The sequence below is a fragment of the Sphingobacterium sp. MYb382 genome (genome assembly GCF_037572665.1).
Lineage (GTDB): Bacteria > Bacteroidota > Bacteroidia > Sphingobacteriales > Sphingobacteriaceae > Sphingobacterium.
On the sequence record NZ_JBBGZT010000012.1, the window covers coordinates 206269 to 223562 of the forward strand.

12 protein-coding genes are annotated in these 17294 nt (G+C 38.8%); 5 read left to right on the forward strand and 7 right to left on the reverse strand.

From position 1 onward, the window contains the following. Positions 1 to 9 precede the first annotated feature (9 nt). From WH223_RS06060 to WH223_RS06075, 4 genes are all read right to left on the reverse strand, one after another. Positions 10 to 837 carry a DUF4843 domain-containing protein gene (locus WH223_RS06060; RefSeq protein WP_340046645.1) on the reverse strand — a complete coding sequence of 276 codons (828 nt, stop codon included), beginning with the start codon at positions 835 to 837 and terminating at the stop codon, positions 10 to 12. Between the two features lie 7 nt (positions 838 to 844). Next, positions 845 to 2335, reverse strand: a complete 1491-nt coding sequence (locus tag WH223_RS06065; RefSeq protein ID WP_340046646.1) for a RagB/SusD family nutrient uptake outer membrane protein — start codon at positions 2333 to 2335, stop codon at positions 845 to 847. A gap of 17 nt (positions 2336 to 2352) precedes the next feature. After that, positions 2353 to 5727: a SusC/RagA family TonB-linked outer membrane protein gene (locus tag WH223_RS06070; protein ID WP_340046647.1), complete on the reverse strand. Its 3375-nt coding sequence runs from the start codon at positions 5725 to 5727 to the stop codon at positions 2353 to 2355. Between the two features lie 139 nt (positions 5728 to 5866). After that, a complete protein-coding gene (locus tag WH223_RS06075; protein ID WP_340046648.1) occupies positions 5867 to 7045 on the reverse strand; it encodes a FecR family protein in 1179 nt (392 codons plus the stop codon). 598 nt (positions 7046 to 7643) lie between these two features. On the opposite strand from WH223_RS06075, the gene WH223_RS06080 reads away from it, so the two are divergent. The 4 genes from WH223_RS06080 to WH223_RS06095 all read left to right on the forward strand — a co-directional run bounded on the left by WH223_RS06080 (position 7644) and on the right by WH223_RS06095 (position 11572). After that, complete coding sequence (locus WH223_RS06080; RefSeq protein ID WP_340046649.1) at positions 7644 to 8624, forward strand: deoxyhypusine synthase family protein; 981 nt, start codon at positions 7644 to 7646, stop codon at positions 8622 to 8624. 176 nt (positions 8625 to 8800) lie between these two features. Continuing rightward, positions 8801 to 9871, forward strand: a complete 1071-nt coding sequence (locus WH223_RS06085; RefSeq protein ID WP_340046650.1) for a sensor histidine kinase — start codon at positions 8801 to 8803, stop codon at positions 9869 to 9871. Beyond that, a complete protein-coding gene (locus WH223_RS06090) occupies positions 9868 to 10629 on the forward strand; it encodes a LytR/AlgR family response regulator transcription factor (protein ID WP_340046651.1) in 762 nt (253 codons plus the stop codon). The genes WH223_RS06085 and WH223_RS06090 overlap by 4 nt, the downstream gene beginning before the upstream one ends. Positions 10630 to 10834: 205 nt before the next feature. Beyond that, the gene (locus WH223_RS06095) at positions 10835 to 11572 is read left to right on the forward strand and encodes a hypothetical protein (protein ID WP_340046652.1); all 738 of its coding nucleotides are present in this window, start codon (positions 10835 to 10837) and stop codon (positions 11570 to 11572) included. A 161-nt stretch (positions 11573 to 11733) separates the two neighbouring features. Here WH223_RS06095 and WH223_RS06100 read toward each other — a convergent pair whose 3' ends face one another. Beyond that, positions 11734 to 12264 (reverse strand): STM3941 family protein, encoded by a 531-nt coding sequence (locus WH223_RS06100; RefSeq protein ID WP_340046653.1) that lies wholly within the window; start codon positions 12262 to 12264, stop codon positions 11734 to 11736. A 177-nt stretch (positions 12265 to 12441) separates the two neighbouring features. Between WH223_RS06100 and WH223_RS06105 the strand changes: the two genes are divergently transcribed. Next, the gene (locus WH223_RS06105) at positions 12442 to 14073 is read left to right on the forward strand and encodes an ABC-F family ATP-binding cassette domain-containing protein (protein WP_340046654.1); all 1632 of its coding nucleotides are present in this window, start codon (positions 12442 to 12444) and stop codon (positions 14071 to 14073) included. A gap of 125 nt (positions 14074 to 14198) precedes the next feature. On the opposite strand, the gene WH223_RS06110 is transcribed toward WH223_RS06105, so the two are convergent. Beyond that, on the reverse strand, positions 14199 to 16487 hold the full coding sequence (locus WH223_RS06110; protein ID WP_340046655.1) for a GH92 family glycosyl hydrolase: 2289 nt from the start codon (positions 16485 to 16487) through the stop codon (positions 14199 to 14201). A 74-nt stretch (positions 16488 to 16561) separates the two neighbouring features. Then, positions 16562 to 17284 carry a basic secretory protein-like protein gene (locus tag WH223_RS06115; protein WP_340046656.1) on the reverse strand — a complete coding sequence of 241 codons (723 nt, stop codon included), beginning with the start codon at positions 17282 to 17284 and terminating at the stop codon, positions 16562 to 16564. Positions 17285 to 17294: the final 10 nt, after the last annotated feature.

Sequence of the window (17294 nt, forward strand, 5' to 3'; positions counted from 1 at the left end):
GTCTAGATATTAAGGAAAAGTGATTACTGGACTCGTAGGTCCCCCTTCACGTAAAGGAGCTTTACCAGAAGCCAAATTTTCGGGGTTACTATTAAACTCATTAAGGGCTTTTTTTACCATGATTTGATACTGCGATGTTCCTTGAATAGCTAAAACTCCTTGATACCATGCTTCGTCAATTGGCTCCCCTATTACATCATATATAAATTGATGTTTAGCCGTGCTATATTTACCGAAAGTAATAAAGGCTTGGGCTACGCCTGTATCAAACCGCCAAGAATAAAAGCGTTCCAAACCATCGGAAAACCTCAATGTCATCGCTAAACTTTTCTTTTCACCGAGTTCAAATTCTGAATTTGGGGCAAGTGCAATACGTAATCTATAGGAGGCTTTTTTTAAGGAAGGATCTCGCAATAAGATTATAGGGATTTTAGCATCCACACGTCCAGCTTTGATTACCGCTGCAGCTTGCATTTCAGGACTATCAAACGCTACATAATGTACGCCTGCCTGGGCAGGATTAGCTAAAGGAATTTTTACGGTATCAATGGGTAATTTAGTAATAGCATCAAAAACAACTGAATCACGGTATTCCGATTCCTGCACGAGGCGGATTGGTCTATCGGCATTCGTCAAACCGCCTACTGTTCTGACAGGTAAGAAAAAGGTATCTCTTACTACTGTTTGTGGCCGATAAAAAAAAGTGTAAGCTGAAGATAAGGAGTCTAATAATTGAATACGCATAACATCGTTATACATTTGTATTTCAGATTTCTTACAACTCCCAAAGAAACATATCAGGCCTAGTAAAATTAAACTATATATAGAAGTTTTCATTGTTTTCTTATTTATTGTAATCGATTTCACGTAATGGTTTAGGGACAACATATCTAGCTTCAGACCCAACGTAGTAAGTATTCGTCCAAGAGGACGGCAAATTTATTACATTCAAACGTTTGTAGTTAAGGAAACTTTTCCCTTCCGCATAAAACTCACGTACATATTCACGTATTAATTTATTACGACGATCTGTTTCCCAGTTTCCTGCCGTAAAAGCTATAAATGGAAACCCCTTCGCGTCTGCAAAAACACGATAGTATTGCTCTGCAGTTTGTTTGTCAATAGCAAACTCTGTAGCAATAAGATACATCTCACTCAAACGAATAATAGGTATCCTATTTATCTTATCTGCCGAACGAGGCATAAACTTCATGTAACGCACATACCCAGTTTCGCCCGGTTTTGTTTTATTAAACCACATATCTTTAAAACGAATATCATTATTACGTTCATTGGCTGGGAATAGGTTACCTAAATAGAACCAACTAGATGAATTTCCAAAATCTGCACGCATCAAAGAACCATCTTCCCCAAAAATACCATTCATACGTTCGTCCATTTTAAACATATCGATAGCAAAAAGATGCTCTGGAGACATCGTATAATCGCCTGCAACACGATCCGCATCAAGACCTAGACGAACTACCTTTTGTCCCTTCGTAGTGGCATCAATAACCAGCTTAGCATATTTCAATGCCTCAGCACCATACTGAGGATCAGCAGCAGCCATCCATTGATAAACACGCGCTTTTAAAGCTAGAATACTAAAATAATTTAAACGTGTGTCCCGAAAGCTTAAAAACGGATCAATCAAGAATGGTTTATCTCCTTCAGGTCTTAACTCTTTAAAGGTATAGTTACGAATCGGATCATGCTCTGCTAATAATACTTCCGCAGCATCTAAATCAGCAAGTATTGCCTGCATAAAACTGCGGAAGTCTAGACCTTCATGAATATCTTTCGTTATTTCTTTTACATAGGGCAACCACTTTTTACTGGTTGGGTTGGATGGCACGGGTCCAAACATACGCATTGCCTCAAAATGCGCTAAGGCACGCAACGCTAAAGATTCTCCTTTAATAAGTTCATAATAATCTTTTTCAAAGACACTTTGTTTGGCGTCAATCTTAGACAGGATACCATTGACATCAAGTATTACCTTATAATTCTCTTCAAAAATATTATCGAGTATTTCCCTTACTCCTTCATCCGAATATCGACCAGCTCGCAAAGCAATATTCACATTGTTAACATTGGATGCTAAAGGATCCCAATTCAAAGCCATTTGCTCAACTGCTCCCCAACCAAGATTACTTCCATAAAGTCGATCCGATTTAATACGGATATATGCACCTGTCAAGGCATCTTTAAATCCCTTTTGAGTACTAAATAATTTATCTTCTGTAGATTGCCCTTGGGGTTCTACTTCCAGCCATTTACTGCAACTACTCAAAACTAGTGCAGAACTTATCAATAGTATAGCTATTTTTTTCATGAATATATGCTTAAAGACTAAAACAAAACGGATACATTAAGAGCTACTTGACGAGAAAAAGGATAACCCGTACCACGCTCTTGTCGGATACTAGACCAGTAGAATAATTCTCCTGTATTTGCGCCTACAGATAAGGTGTTTATACCTGCTTTTTTAAGCCAATTTCTATCTCGAATATCATAGTTCACATTTATATTCTGCAAAAACAACGAGGTTTCATTTTGCACAAAACGAGAAGAACCTACTTTAACAGAATTATTATTTATACCCCTAAATGGAACATGATCTCCAGGGTTAATCCAACGATCCGTTAATACTCTTCTATCCACATTAAAATATTTATCAGCAAATTCAACCTTATCCATCAGGGTAGCGTTGTACAATTGACCGCCTGCACGGAAACCAAAAGAAGCATTAAAAGTTACTGTTTTATAGCGCACCATAGTACTAAAATTACCACGGTATTTTGGTGTCGAAAGTCCCGCAGCGACACGATAGTCTGCCCGCCAATCGTACGTAATTTCATCCTTATCAGTTAAGAAAAGCTCCTTACCATTACTCGGATCTATCCCCAATGAACGTACCACATAAATTGTGTTTTGAGAAGCTCCTTCTAATATAATCTTGTTTGGGTTGGACGATGTACTCTTCAATAATTTCGCATTCGCATCTTTCATAGCTTGGGAGAGCTTGGTAATACGATCTATATTATGAGCCACATTACCTGTAACTGACCAAGACCAATTAGCCCCTCTATTTGGTAGAATCCAAACGCTAGTACTTAATTCAAATCCATCTTCGCGTAGACCTCCAATATTCTCATTATAGCTTGTAAAACCATTCGAGAAAGGCAAATCTAAAGAAGACAACAGGTTATTCGTATTTTTACGGTACATATCACCAGTAAAGCTCACCCTTCCTTTTAGCACCTGCACCTCTAATCCTACGTTGTATTGATCTGTCGTTTGCCATGCCAAATCAGGGTTTCCTAAAGCATATTGATAAGCACCTAACATACCATTATAGCTGTTGCTCATATAATATTGGTAAACAGACTGCGATTGATAAGCAGAGAACTGGGTAGAACCTGTTTTACCGAAGGATGCTCTAAATTTAAGATGATTGACAACGGGTAAATACTCGCGCATAAAATCCTCCATATGAGCATTCCAAGCAACAGCGGTAGACCAAAATGGAGCAAAGCGACGATTAGCGCCAAATTGAGAAGCACCATCTAAACGGTAGGAAGCATCGAATATATATTTGTTTTTAAACGCATAGTTTAAACTAGAAACTACCCCAACACGACGCGTTGTCGACTCGTTACCATCAGGTTTACCACCACGTTCATACTGCAATGCCATTCCTAAAAAGTCAACACTCTCATCCGGAAACCCTTGCGCTTTAAACGTATAGCCTACACTCTCACTTTGTGCCATTTCGACATTTACACCTAGATAAATACCATGATTTTCAGCAAATACTCGTGAATAGTTTGTCGTAAAACTACCCGTATATTGAGTCCCTTTTCCTGATCCGTAGATATATCTTCCTTTTAAGAAAAGATCATCAGCAGAGTACTCATTAAACATCGAATGATTTGCAGGTTTAAAATTATCTGAAGTTCTGTTTTCATTTGTTAATCCTAAACCACCACGAACAAAAAGACCAACGATAGGACGCCATTCAATCTGAAAATTATTACTAATATTCGTTGTATTGCTATTTTCATAGGTATTTAGTGTCGCATCATACATCGGATTACCATATGGAGCTTTAATCACACCTGCCCAGTACTGCCTTTCATAAGGTTCAAAAGTGCGAACAATATTACCTTGAGCATCATATGGACTCCAATACGGATTTAATTTCGCATAATCGGCAAATGAACCATACGGAGATTCGGTGGTACGTGTATTTCCTATAATAGTATTATTACGAAAAGTGATTTTGTCATACTCGTAGGATAGGTTGATTGAACCATTAAAATTCTTCCTTCCGGAGCCTTTCATTACCCCTTGTACGTCATTATAGGTTGCTCCAAGTGAATAACGAAATGAACGATCACCACCATCAAGGCGTACATTATGATTCTGATCAACTCCATTACGCAACGGTTTTGAAAGCCAATCGGTGTCAACTCCTTCTTCCACATTTTGCTTTACCTTATTATAGTATTGTGTTACTAAAATTTGTTGCCAAGGTTCTTTGGATGGAGTCCCATAAAAGCCTGATAAACGTTCTAATTCCAGCTTATCGCGAGCATTTAATAAATTATAACTACTCAATTCTGGCAAATTCAAGTTTATTCCAGCTTTGTAGTATAAACGTAATTTACCCGCGACTGGCGGTTTTGTTTTTATAACAATTACTCCATTAGCACCGCGCGAACCATACAAAGCCGTTGCAGAGCCATCTTTTAATAAAGTAATGGATTCTACTTCATTTACATCCAGATCCATCATACGACGAATCGTTGTCTCAAAATTATCCAAAATAACTAATGGAGCATTTAAATTAGCAGCAGTAGCATCTTGCAATTGATTTATATTTGGCAGAGAGCTCGTACCACGTAATTGTACGTCAGGAATTAAGTTTGGATTTGACCCTTGATTATTATTCGGAACTACATAAAAAGCCGGATCAATATTACCTAATGTTACAAATAAGTTACGCCCTTTAAACTGTTCCAATTCAACTGCTGTAATTTCTTTTGATGCTCCGGTATATGTAGCCTTCGACTTATTGAAAATACCTGTTACCACGACATCCTCCAAGGCTTGTACCTCATCTTCCAAGGTCACATTTATCTCTTTACGGTCTTTTAGCTCAATCTCTTGCGCTTTTTTACCGATTAAAGAAACACGTATCTTAGCCTGCTGTATATCTTGAGGATAGGCCAATGAGAAACGTCCCGTTTGATCGGTCACTGTTTTTAGTTCAGTCCCTAAAAGGTGGATAATCACACCACTGAGCGGTTTTCCATCTTGTCCTTTTATGGTACCCGAAACTTGCTTTGCCGCTTGGACCGTTATCGTCATCTGCGCAGGTGCAGGCTTCGGTTTGATAATGATAGTTTTACTATCAACGGTATACGTAAAGTTCGTTCCTGAAAGACAAGCGTCTAGCACTTGATTCACGGTAGCATCTTTCAATTGAACACTTACATTTTTCAGTCTTTTGATGGCGTCACTATCAAATACAAAAGAATATTCACTGTTGGATCGGATATGTTGAATGACTTCTACAACAGGGACATTTTTTTTATTGATATCTAATTTTTGTTGAGCTATTGCAAGCGAATTACTAAGCAAGAGCATCGCAGTAGAAACTGCAATTTTTGCGCGTTGCGCATGGGAATCCCGCCAAAATCCCCACAGTTTTTTGTTCATTGATTCGGTTAATAAATCCTTCATGGTTTACCTTAATAATAGTTTAGTTTGTTAGGTTGAAATTAATTTAGAGTTGATTTTTGTGTTTTCTGTTCGTTAAATTGTAGGTTAAGGATTAATGATTTAGGTTGATTTTTTTCTATTCTGTTATGCGCACGTGCTTGCCCGAAATCTGGAAGCGTACACGTCCTGTTTGTTCAATTTTATCTAATAGCGATTGTAAGCTCTCATCACGCTCCAGCTGTAGCGTAAAGCGTGCATTCTTCGCATCCGGCGATATAAAAGCATAGCTTACATCATACCAACGGCTTAGTTTTAGCATGATATCGTCTAGCTTAACATCGGTAAACTCAAAGCGTCCTTTTGTCCATTGAATACGCTCGTTGGCATCTACCTGCTGCTTGCGTACCGAACCATCATGAAGAGCTACCAGCTGCTCATTAGGTTTTAGCAGGATTTTCTGGTTATTGAAATCCACTTCTACTTTACCACGAACGAGTGTCGTCACCGTATTTCTACCGGCATAGGCTTCCACATTGAAAAGTGTCCCCAGTACGGTTACACGTTGCTTTGGCGTATGAACAATAAAAGGTTGTTCTGCATCATGAAAAACATCTAAACAGACCTCTCCTTCGATAGCTATTTCACGATTGCCCCCAGTAAAGCGTGATGGAAAAGATAGTTTAGACTCCGAGTTTAGCCACGCTATGGTACCATCAGGAAGACGTACTTTAAATTCTGCCCCCCGTGGAATGATAAGCGTATTCATCTTCGGCTTTCCCTCTACACGTGTCTCTGTAGCCGCATTATCCGTCAACAAATTATTCAAATCATAAACCGTCTCTTGGTCACCACCTTCAGCAAGCAGCTCTCTGGATTCATCATCACTTAAAAGCACGACACCTTTATACTGCTTCTTGATGGGTGCTTCTACCCGCTTAAACTGCTGTACGATTTCTTGTTGATTATTTCCTGCTAAACGCGGATACATTAAATAGGAACCCACAATAAGCAATACGGCTGCTGCAGAGGCATATGACCATACATTTATACGGAAGCGCTTAGGTTCTTTACCAAGCTTCACTTGCTTGAAATCAGCCCACCATTGTTCTGTCTCATCAACAGCAGTAGTATTCTTAAGTCCTTGTTGAACATCAGATTTTATAGCTTCATAGAGTTGCTTATTATCGATAGATTGTGCTAACCAATGCTGCAAACGTTCTTTTTCTTTAGGACTAAGCAGACCTAAGCGTTCTTTAGCAATTAATCGACTTATGATGATATGTTCTTGTATATTCTCCATGATATAGTCCTTCATAAAAGGGTTATTCTTATCTAATACGACGCTTTGTAATAAAAGGGTGACAAAGCATTATCTTTTTGTAAAAAAAACAGTGATAAATGCCAAACAAACAAGTTGTCTATTTAACAATCCCAAGATTAAAGTCTACAAGACATGGTCGAATAGTATAGAAGACAAAGCCTTCTAAAAAAGAGGTTAATATTTCTTTCAACGGGTAGATTGAAACGGCTTTTAAAGGATAAAAGCATTTTACAAGCAAGAATAACACTTTAAACGGATAAATCGAATCGATTTTACATAAAAAAAATATAGATTTCAGTCTTCATATTGAAACACAATAAATACATAAATAAAAGAGTAGTGCTTAGAAAAAAAATAGTTGCTAAAAACAACTTTATAAAACAATATTTTAGGCTAAAAAGACAACCTTTTACCTAATAATTATTGAAAAAGAAAATTTCACCAAGGGAAAGGCTATTTTTTAACATATGTAAAAAGAAAAACTAATATGAATCAGGACTTTTGTCCATACTATCAAAAGAGGTCAATAATTACGAAGCTGCAGAAAGGCCTTTTTTATAGTTAGCATTCCATTTTAGCAAAAATTAATCAGATGAAACAAAATACAGGTGCTGTTCGCTCCTTTTTAGCGAACAATTTTCTACATTTCAACGCAGCGAGTTTAGTAGATGCCGCCAAAGGCTACGAAGATCATTTGGCCAAAGGCGGTAAAATGTTGGTTTCCCTTGCTGGCGCAATGAGCACCGCAGAACTAGGTATCAGCCTCGCGGAAATGATACGCCAAGATAAAATAGCCATCATCAGCTGTACAGGAGCCAATCTCGAGGAAGATATCATGAACCTCGTCGCTCATTCTCATTACAAGAGAATACCAAACTATCGCGACCTTACGCCGCAAGATGAACTGGAACTATTGAACAACAAATATAACCGTGTAACGGATACCTGCATTCCAGAAGAAGAGGCTTTCCGTAAAATTCAAGGACATATTGAAAAAATATGGAAAGATGCAGAGGCCGCCGGAGAGCGCTATTTTCCACACGAATATATGTACCAGCTACTACGCTCTGGGGTGTTGGAACACGAATACGAGATAGACCCGAAAAACTCATGGATGCTAGCGGCGGCTGAAAAAAATATTCCTATCGTGGTACCGGGATGGGAAGATTCTACTATGGGTAATATCTTCGCTTCTTATGTTATCAAAGGAGAGCTTCAAGCATCAACGGTGAAGAGCGGCATTGAATACATGATTTGGCTAGCAGGCTTCTACCAGACGCACGCACGTAATCAAGGTATTGGGTTTTTCCAAATCGGTGGTGGTATTGCTGGTGACTTTGCCATGTGTGTAGCACCAATGCTAGAACAAGACCTAGAAGTTGAAGGGCTATGCAAATGGACATACTACTGTCAAATCACGGATTCAACTACTTCTTACGGCTCCTACTCCGGCTGTATTCCCAATGAAAAAATAACATGGGGTAAACTAGATGTAGAGACCCCAAGCTACGTCATTGAATCGGATGCAACAATTGTTGCTCCATTAATTTTCGCATGGATTTTAAATCAATAGGTTTGTATCACAGGGTTCTAAAACCCTGTGATACTTCCCCTTCTATTTTTATAAAAACTATTTAACTTTTCATTCGTTATGCTGTAACAAAAAAACGCTTCTAGCGACTTATAGGCAAAGATTTCTCACCTTATTAAAAATACTTTGTGAATAGTCTAGACAGCATATACAACAGCATGAGTAGAACGAAAAACAAGCGCATACTACTAGTTATTTTCAGCTTCATAGGCTCTTACTTAACTTTATTTTTAATTTTCCCGTGGAGCTACTGGGAGGCTTACTTTTCACTTTCTTTCCCAAGATTGTCTTTAGAGTTGTTCATGAATCTCATCTTTTGTGCGCTTATTATCGAGCTCAGTCTTTTCATTGACAAACGCTTAGAAAAGCGCATCCCTTGGTTAAAAAAGCCATTAAAGCGATTAGTATTACAAACTATATTTCAGATCATTGGGGTTATCCTTCTCGTTATTGTCATGGCTATCATCTATCAGTTTGTTGCCAATCCGATTCAAATACAACCCGGCTCAATCAATATTCGACAAAGTCTTTATTCAATTATCGCTATCATCCTCTGGGCGCTGATGATTAGCGCTTTCAACACCGGCGATTACCTACTACGCAGCTGGAAGAAAACAATATTACAGGCCGCAGATTTTGAAATCAAAGCTGCCCAACATAAACAACTAGCAAGTGAAGTAGAGCTGCAAGCCTTAAAACTACAATTAGACCCTCATTTTGTGTTCAATAACTTAAGTGTATTATCAGAATTGATTTTACAGGACCAACAACTGGGGTATGAATACACCGAAAATTTCACAAAAGTATATCGCTACCTCTTACTAAATGCGAAGAAAAAGCTCATCCCTTTACGAGAGGAGCTTGATTTCTTAGAAACCTATATCTTCCTTATCCGTATACGTATGGGCGACGGTAGTCGTTTTAACATTCACATCGATTCCGAGAAACAGGATATGCTTATCCCGCCACTTACGTTACAGCTGCTTATTGAAAATGCACTAAAATATAACCGCACCGATGAGGAGGATCCCTTGCAAATAGATATCTACGTCAATGCGGATGATGAATTGGTGGTATCCAACAGACTGCTTCCGCTTATCCAACGGTCTAGCTCTACAGGAATAGGTCTAAACAACATTATCAGTCGCTATGCGCTGCTGGGCGATAAAATCCCATCTATCGAAAAAGACGACACTACGTTTACAATTAAAGTACCTTTGCTCAGATGAATACATTAAATAGGATTTTAATACTCGAGGACGAAAAGTTAAATGCGGATCGTTTGCAACGATTGATTCTTAAGATAAGACCACAAACGGAAATATTAGGTGTACTCAGCAGTGTCACAAAAGCAGAAAACTGGTTGAATGAGCATGAATCGCCCGACTTAATCATGATGGATATTCAACTCAGCGATGGGCTTAGCTTCGAACTATTTAATCGAGTAGCTATCAGCTGTCCGGTTATTTTCACAACAGCACATGATGAATACGCTATAAAAGCTTTTAAATATAACAGCATCGACTATCTACTCAAGCCTATCGAAGAAGAGCCTTTAGCGGCGGCGTTCGTAAAGTTTGAACAAAGCAAGCAACAATCGCAGACACCACTACTGGAAAAGCTTATGGCACAAATGCTGCCTAAGTCTTACCGTACACGTTTCTTACTTCCTTTTAGAGATGGCTACAGGAAGATCAATGTAGAAGATATTGCTTTCTTCTACTCGCATTTAAACATCAACTATGCGCATCTATTTAAGGAGGAAGAGGTTGTGGTACCACAAACGCTAGAAACCTTAGAACAGGAGCTTGACCCTAAAGAATTTTTTCGCGTAAACAGACAATATATAGTCCACGTTAATGCGATTGAGAAAGTACATAACTACTTCAATGGTAAGCTTAAGCTCCAACTGAAGAATTGTAATGACGATGAAATTTTAGTGAGCCGCACGAAGGCTCCGCTATTTAAAACATGGTTAGACTATTAGTCTGACCATGTTTATTTTACAGCATTTCACTATCCCCATTTCCTTCAAAAAATAATTACTTCAACTTATCTTCACCGGCTAATCGTTTCAACTACCCTACACCGCAATTCACTAGATAATTTAGGCACTTCACTTCTTTTACGCCCTATCCCGACTACTATTCCATCTACTTTTGTTTCAACAAAACGATAAAACAAAATTAGTCATGAAGAAAAAACAGGCAATCGCTTTTACACAAGGATCAACAAAAAGCACCATCAAATCGATACTTACGGTATGCTTTGTTGCAGTAGCTGCTATGAGCGCCTCTGCACAAAAATCAGTGATAGAAGATGCTTTTTCAAAATATCAAATAGATACGAAGCTTTTAGATGCTGAATATTTACAGCAGCCTACTAATTACGCTTACGACATGAAACAAACATTATCTGCCGCAGGCAAAGAGACGGTAACGGTTGCTACTTTTGATCCTACAAGACCAAAAGATGAACAATGGAATGTGCTTTCCATTAATGGCAAGGCGGCGTCAAAATCTGACGTAAACTCTTTCCGCAAGACAAGAGAAAAACCCGCTGAGACCAACAGAGCTGACGATGCCACCTATAAAATAGACAAAGAAACAGCCGATTATTTAGTAATAAGCTTCAAATTAGACCCAAGTTCTTTGCCGAAAGAAGCTTCTTTCATGAAAGACTGTAGAATGGTGATGACCATCAATCTAAAAACAAAACGCTTAGAAAAAACACAAGCATTCAATGAGAAACCTGTACGTATCAAAATTCTTACGGCCGACAAATTTGAGCTTACGGTAAAACATGTATGGAATGACCAAGCACAGCGTTACTTTACTACTGGTGACGATTTAAATATGTTAGCTAAGTTTATCGGTCAGGAGACAAACGTGCGTACAACATCTGAATACAGCAACTTCGCTAAAAAATAAATGCCCTACTTCTATTTTCTAAAAAACAACAAGCACCTTTAGATATATTTTCATTCGGCCTCACGCTAGCTATGCTGACGTGGGGCTTTTCCCTTAAAGTCTATAAAATAACAAAGCCAGAATAGTACGATTATTCTGGCTTTATTATTTTATGTTTTTCTTTACGATACTTGACTTTCTTTCCAGTAGGAAACGAAAGTCTTATACAGCTCGTCGATAGTCATATCTATTTCAGATGCAGAATAACTTACGTGCAGTTCGTTCGTATTTTTGTCATAAGCCATGTTAAAAAACATCTTCGATAGCTTCGTTTTATAGTACTCCGCGTTGATCAAGTTAACAACGACTAAGGTGTCTCCTCCTATTTTAGCCTTATCAATTGCCTGCACATCTTTCCAAAAGAATTCACCCAATGCTTTTGGCAAAGGCGCTGTTTTACCATTTCCTGTCTCTTTGGTTAAAGCGATAATTGGGGATTTATCATTTAAATCTGCAACGGACTTAAACAACAATATTAACATGAAAAGACATAATATCCCACTAACGGCAGCCACTTTAGCTTTAAAAATAGCATCAAACACCCCTAACCCATAAATGAAAGTTAATCCTAAAATTACACAGACACCTGCCGACATCAACAATAAATTCCGTGTTTTCTTCTTGTTTCTATAAATGTTTAAATCTGCCAACATAGGTGCTAAATAGTATTAAATAAGGCTCAAAGATAGTTTTTTGGAGCTACAAATTGAATATTTTCTTACTTGTATTGCTAAAAACCGCTACAAGATAGGTAATAAATAAGGGCAAATTTTCCGCCTAAACTAATTGGATTCGCTTATCTTTGCATTTCATTTTAAAGCGATCATATAGTGATAAATGTAAATAACGTTTCCGTATCGTTTGGCGGAACAACTCTTTTTAGCGATGTATCTTTTTCAATCAATGAAAACGATAAAATCGCACTTATGGGTAAAAATGGTGCTGGTAAATCTACTTTATTGAAGATTATTGCTGGTGCCGGAAAACCAACAACCGGAAATGTCAGTGGTCCAAAGGAAGCTGTTATTGCCTACTTACCGCAACATTTATTGACCAAAGATAATGTTACCGTATTTGAAGAAACGTCGAAAGCATTCGACGAAGTCTATAAAATGCGTGATGAATTGGAAGAACTCAATGAGCAATTGAATATCCGTACCGACTATGAGACGGATGATTACATGAACCTTATCGAGCGTGTTTCTGAATTGAGCGAGAAATACTACTCTATTGAAGATGTAAACTACGATGCTGAAGTAGAAAAGGTATTGAAAGGTTTAGGCTTTGAGCGTACTGATTTCGGCAGACAGACGTCAGAATTTTCTGGTGGCTGGCGTATGCGTATCGAGTTGGCCAAAATCTTATTGAAGAAACCTGATTTAATTTTACTCGATGAGCCTACCAACCACATGGATATTGAGAGTATCCAATGGTTAGAAGATTTCTTATTGAATTCGGCGAAAGCCGTAATTGTCATTTCCCATGACCGTGCCTTCGTTGATAACATTACCAACCGTACCATTGAGGTGACGATGGGTAGAATCTACGACTATAAAGCGAAATATAGCCATTACTTAGAGTTGCGTAAAGACCGTCGCTTACATCAGCTGAAAGCTTATGAAGAGCAACAACGCTTCATCGCCGACAACCAAGAATTTATCGACCGCTTCCGCGGTACATACTCCAAAACATTGCAAGTACAATCGCGTGTTAAGATGTTGGAGAAATTGGAAGTTATCGAGATTGATGAGGTCGATACTTCAGCATTACGCTTGAAATTCCCGCCTTCCCCACGTTCGGGTCAATACCCTGTTATCGTGGAAGACTTAACGAAAGTATATGGTGACCATGTTGTTTTCGAAAAAGCAGCTATGGTGATTGAACGTGGCGAGAAAGTAGCTTTCGTCGGTAAAAATGGAGAAGGTAAATCGACCATGATTAAAGCTATCATGGGTGAGATAGATTTTGAAGGTACTTTGAAGGTTGGTCATAATGCTAAAATCGGTTATTTCGCACAGAACCAAGCGGCTTTACTTGATGAGGACTTAACTGTTTTTGATACAATCGACCAGATTGCTGTAGGCGATGTACGCGTGAAGATTAAAGACCTATTGGGTGCTTTTATGTTCAGTGGCGATGATACGACGAAGAAAGTAAAGGTACTTTCTGGAGGTGAGAAGACACGTTTAGCCATGATTAAACTGCTTCTTGAGCCTGTTAATGTTCTTATTCTCGATGAGCCTACCAACCACTTGGATATGAAAACGAAAGATATCATTAAAGATGCACTGCAAGACTTTGATGGAACGCTAATCTTAGTATCTCACGATCGTGACTTCCTAGATGGGCTTGCTTCTAAGGTTTTTGAATTTGGTAATAAGCGTGTTCGTGAGCACTTTGAGGATATCAAAGGATTCTTGGAATACAAAAAAATGGCGAGCTTAAAAGATATAGAACGCTAAACATAATAGAACTAAGGAAAGGTCTGCATTTGAAGAAAAGCAGGCCTTTTTTTAGCTTTGCCTAAAAATAAAAAGGGCTTCTTTCTCAAGAAGCCCTCTCCAATTTATAAACAACAAACAAATTCTTATTTATGCTTAGCTGCCATTTCGAAGACTAAGTCTCCGCCTTTCACTAAGTCATCATGCTTTAAGATAAAGTTGGTAATTTCCTTACCATTTAAACTTACCTTTTTCACATATACATTTTTATCAGATTGATTTTTAGCGGTTATACGCAATGTTTTCCCGTTACCTAGGTTCATCGTTGCCGCTTGAACTGCTGGCGACCCAATCCAGTATTCATCAGATGCCGGTGACACAGGGTAGAAACCTAAAGAACTGAAAATGTACCAAGCAGACATCTGACCACAATCATCATTACCACCTAGGCCATCAGCCCCATTATGGTATTGATTTTTCATAATCATACGTACTTTCTCTTGCGTTTTCCAAGGCTGTTTCGTGATGTTATATAAGTAAGCTACGTGGTGTGATGGCTCATTACCGTGTACATAGTTACCAATAATCCCCTCACGGGTGATATCTTCTGTATGCTCAAAAAACTCATCTGGCAAGTGCATGGTGAATAAAGAATCAAGGTAACGTACCAAACGTTTCTCCCCCCCCATATTATTCATCATTCCTACAGGGTCATGCGGTACATACAAACTAAAGTTCCAAGTATTCCCTTCGATGAAACCTTGTCCATGCGTATCTAGAACATCAAATTTCTCACGGAATACACCATCTTTCGATTTAGGACGCATGAAGCCGATACGTTCATCATACAAGTTTTTCCAGTTTTCAGAACGTTTGATAAAGGTATCGTACACATCTTGTTTACCTAGTTTTTTTGCCAATTGCGCGATACACCAATCGTCATATGCATACTCTAAGGTATTAGACACGGAAGTACCCGAATTTTCATCAGGTACAAAACCGTAGTCGATATAGGCACCAATACCTTCGTAATCACGTTTGTTGGCCGTCTGCACACAAGCAGCTAAAGCAGCCTCAGCATCGCCAGTATAAACGCCTTTTATAATCGCATCTGCAATAACCGATACGGAATGGTAACCACTCATACACCAGTTATCATTGGCATAGTGCGACCAAATAGGCAACATTTTTAAAACAGACTGATCATAGTGTGCCATCATGGAAGCTACCATATCGGCATTACGCTTAGGATCAATTAAGTTCATATACGGGTGGAAAGCACGGAATGTATCCCACAAAGAGAACGAAGTATAATTTGTAAATCCTTCTGCTTTATGCACTTCTTGGTCCAATCCTTTGTATTCGCCATTGCGATCCATATAAACGGTAGGCATTAATGCCGCATGATACATCGCTGTGTAGAAGTTGACATAGTCTTCTATAGCTGGCAATTGAACTTGAATTTTATTTAATTCATCGTTCCATTTTTGCTGTCCAGCCAATTTAACTTCGTTGAAGTCCCAGCCTGGCACTTCCTCTTCCATATTCGCTAGCGCATTACGCATACTAACTGGAGAAAGAGCAAATTTAATTTGAATTTCTTCTTGATCTTGTGTCTCAAAATCAAAGTGCATACGTAGGTTATGACCAGCTTGATCAGGGAAGTTGTTTGCTTGATCAAATTTACGCCAGAACCCTTGGTAAACCTGCTTACCATCATTCTTCTGCGTACCGTACTTTTTAAATGGCTTAGAGAAGCGCATGGCGAAGTATACAGTCTTTGTGCGTGCCCAACCATGCGTTTGCTTATAGCCCGTAATTAAGGTATCGTTCACCACACGAACAACAGTCCATACATTCTTGCCGTCATAGTTGTAGATACCCGACATTAGGTCTAAAATAATATGCGACTGATCCGACTTCGGAAATGTATACTTGTGAAAACCTACACGCTCGGATGTCGTTAGTTCAGCCAACACATTATAGTCTTGTAGTTTCACCTTGTAGTAGTTCGCATCCGCTTGCTCCTCCTCATGGCTAAAACGCGAACGGTAGCCTGTTTCTGGCGCTGTAGCGGTACCAGGATTCATCTGCACCTTACCAACCGTTGGCATGATTAGAAAATCACCCAAATCGGAATGTCCTGTACCACTAAAGTGGGTATGGCTAAAGCCTACAATGGTAGGATCTGCATATTGATAACCTGCACAATATTTATAAACGTCGCCATTATAGCGACCATTAACGGCATAAGGAATGGTATCGGTATCAGGGCTCAACTGCACTGCACCAAAGGGAACCGTAGCTCCCGGAAAGGTGTGTCCCATCTTGGCTGTACCAATGATTGGCTTTACATATTGCACCAACGGTTTTTGTTGTGCCATGGTCACCAGCGGTAAAAATAACCCTACTAAAATGCGAAGTGATTTCTTCATGTTTTTGCTTCTATATAAGAAAGACATTATGGAATGACTTCCATAATGTCTTTTATCGTTAAAAAGTACTAGACTTAAATTTTAGGATTTTTCTTGTATTCATCCCATAATTGATCTACCGTTTTACCGGTATTAGCTTTCCAGAATTCATCTGTATAGGTTTTCGAACGCATCGCTGCATCTAGTTTCTGTACAAATCCTTTCTTTTTGTTTTTCTCTATCCAGTAAAGAAAACGTGCTGTAATACGGTAAGCATTGGTATAGGATTGTGATTCTTGAAACTCAGGAAGAGACCAATTGGCACCTTTATTATCCACACCCATCGTAAAACGAACATAGTCAGCAATACCTTCGGTGATCCAGCCTGGGCCAGCACCGTTTGGATACGATTGTACTAAGTGCATAGTCTCGTGTGTCACGATATCTACATCACCTGGATTTTTCTTAAACCAAGCAGGATTGAAGCGAATCACCCCACCGCCGGCTGCAGCAATACCATCGTACGCTGGATCCATCACAAAGATGACCTTCTCCATTGTATTTTTGTTGTATAGCTTTGCTTGTTTCGGATAGTTGATAAAGAAGATATCTTCTAACCTTTTCTTTATAGCCAAATCAAAATCTGCTGATTTGTTAATAAAGACAAGGGTGTATTTACCTTTTTTCAAGGTATCTACGGATACCGCCTTTTCGATATCTTTATCAGTCCTACTCCACCCATCTTGCGCAAAAGCACTGCTTACTAAACATAAGCCAAATGCCGCTGCTGCTGCCAGTCTTTTAAAATTTAGATTCATATTAATGGTT

What these genes read in the sequence shown, in the direction of transcription:
- WH223_RS06060 (WP_340046645.1), bottom strand. Translation starts at nt 837, where the DNA reads ATGAAAACTTCTATATATAGTTTAATTTTACTAGGCCTGATATGTTTC.
- WH223_RS06065 (WP_340046646.1), bottom strand. Translation starts at nt 2,335, where the DNA reads ATGAAAAAAATAGCTATACTATTGATAAGTTCTGCACTAGTTTTGAGT.
- WH223_RS06070 (WP_340046647.1), bottom strand. Translation starts at nt 5,727, where the DNA reads ATGAACAAAAAACTGTGGGGATTTTGGCGGGATTCCCATGCGCAACGC.
- WH223_RS06075 (WP_340046648.1), bottom strand. Translation starts at nt 7,045, where the DNA reads ATGAAGGACTATATCATGGAGAATATACAAGAACATATCATCATAAGT.
- WH223_RS06080 (WP_340046649.1), top strand. Translation starts at nt 7,644, where the DNA reads ATGAAACAAAATACAGGTGCTGTTCGCTCCTTTTTAGCGAACAATTTT.
- WH223_RS06085 (WP_340046650.1), top strand. Translation starts at nt 8,801, where the DNA reads ATGAGTAGAACGAAAAACAAGCGCATACTACTAGTTATTTTCAGCTTC.
- WH223_RS06090 (WP_340046651.1), top strand. Translation starts at nt 9,868, where the DNA reads ATGAATACATTAAATAGGATTTTAATACTCGAGGACGAAAAGTTAAAT.
- WH223_RS06095 (WP_340046652.1), top strand. Translation starts at nt 10,835, where the DNA reads ATGAAGAAAAAACAGGCAATCGCTTTTACACAAGGATCAACAAAAAGC.
- WH223_RS06100 (WP_340046653.1), bottom strand. Translation starts at nt 12,264, where the DNA reads ATGTTGGCAGATTTAAACATTTATAGAAACAAGAAGAAAACACGGAAT.
- WH223_RS06110 (WP_340046655.1), bottom strand. Translation starts at nt 16,487, where the DNA reads ATGAAGAAATCACTTCGCATTTTAGTAGGGTTATTTTTACCGCTGGTG.
- WH223_RS06115 (WP_340046656.1), bottom strand. Translation starts at nt 17,284, where the DNA reads ATGAATCTAAATTTTAAAAGACTGGCAGCAGCAGCGGCATTTGGCTTA.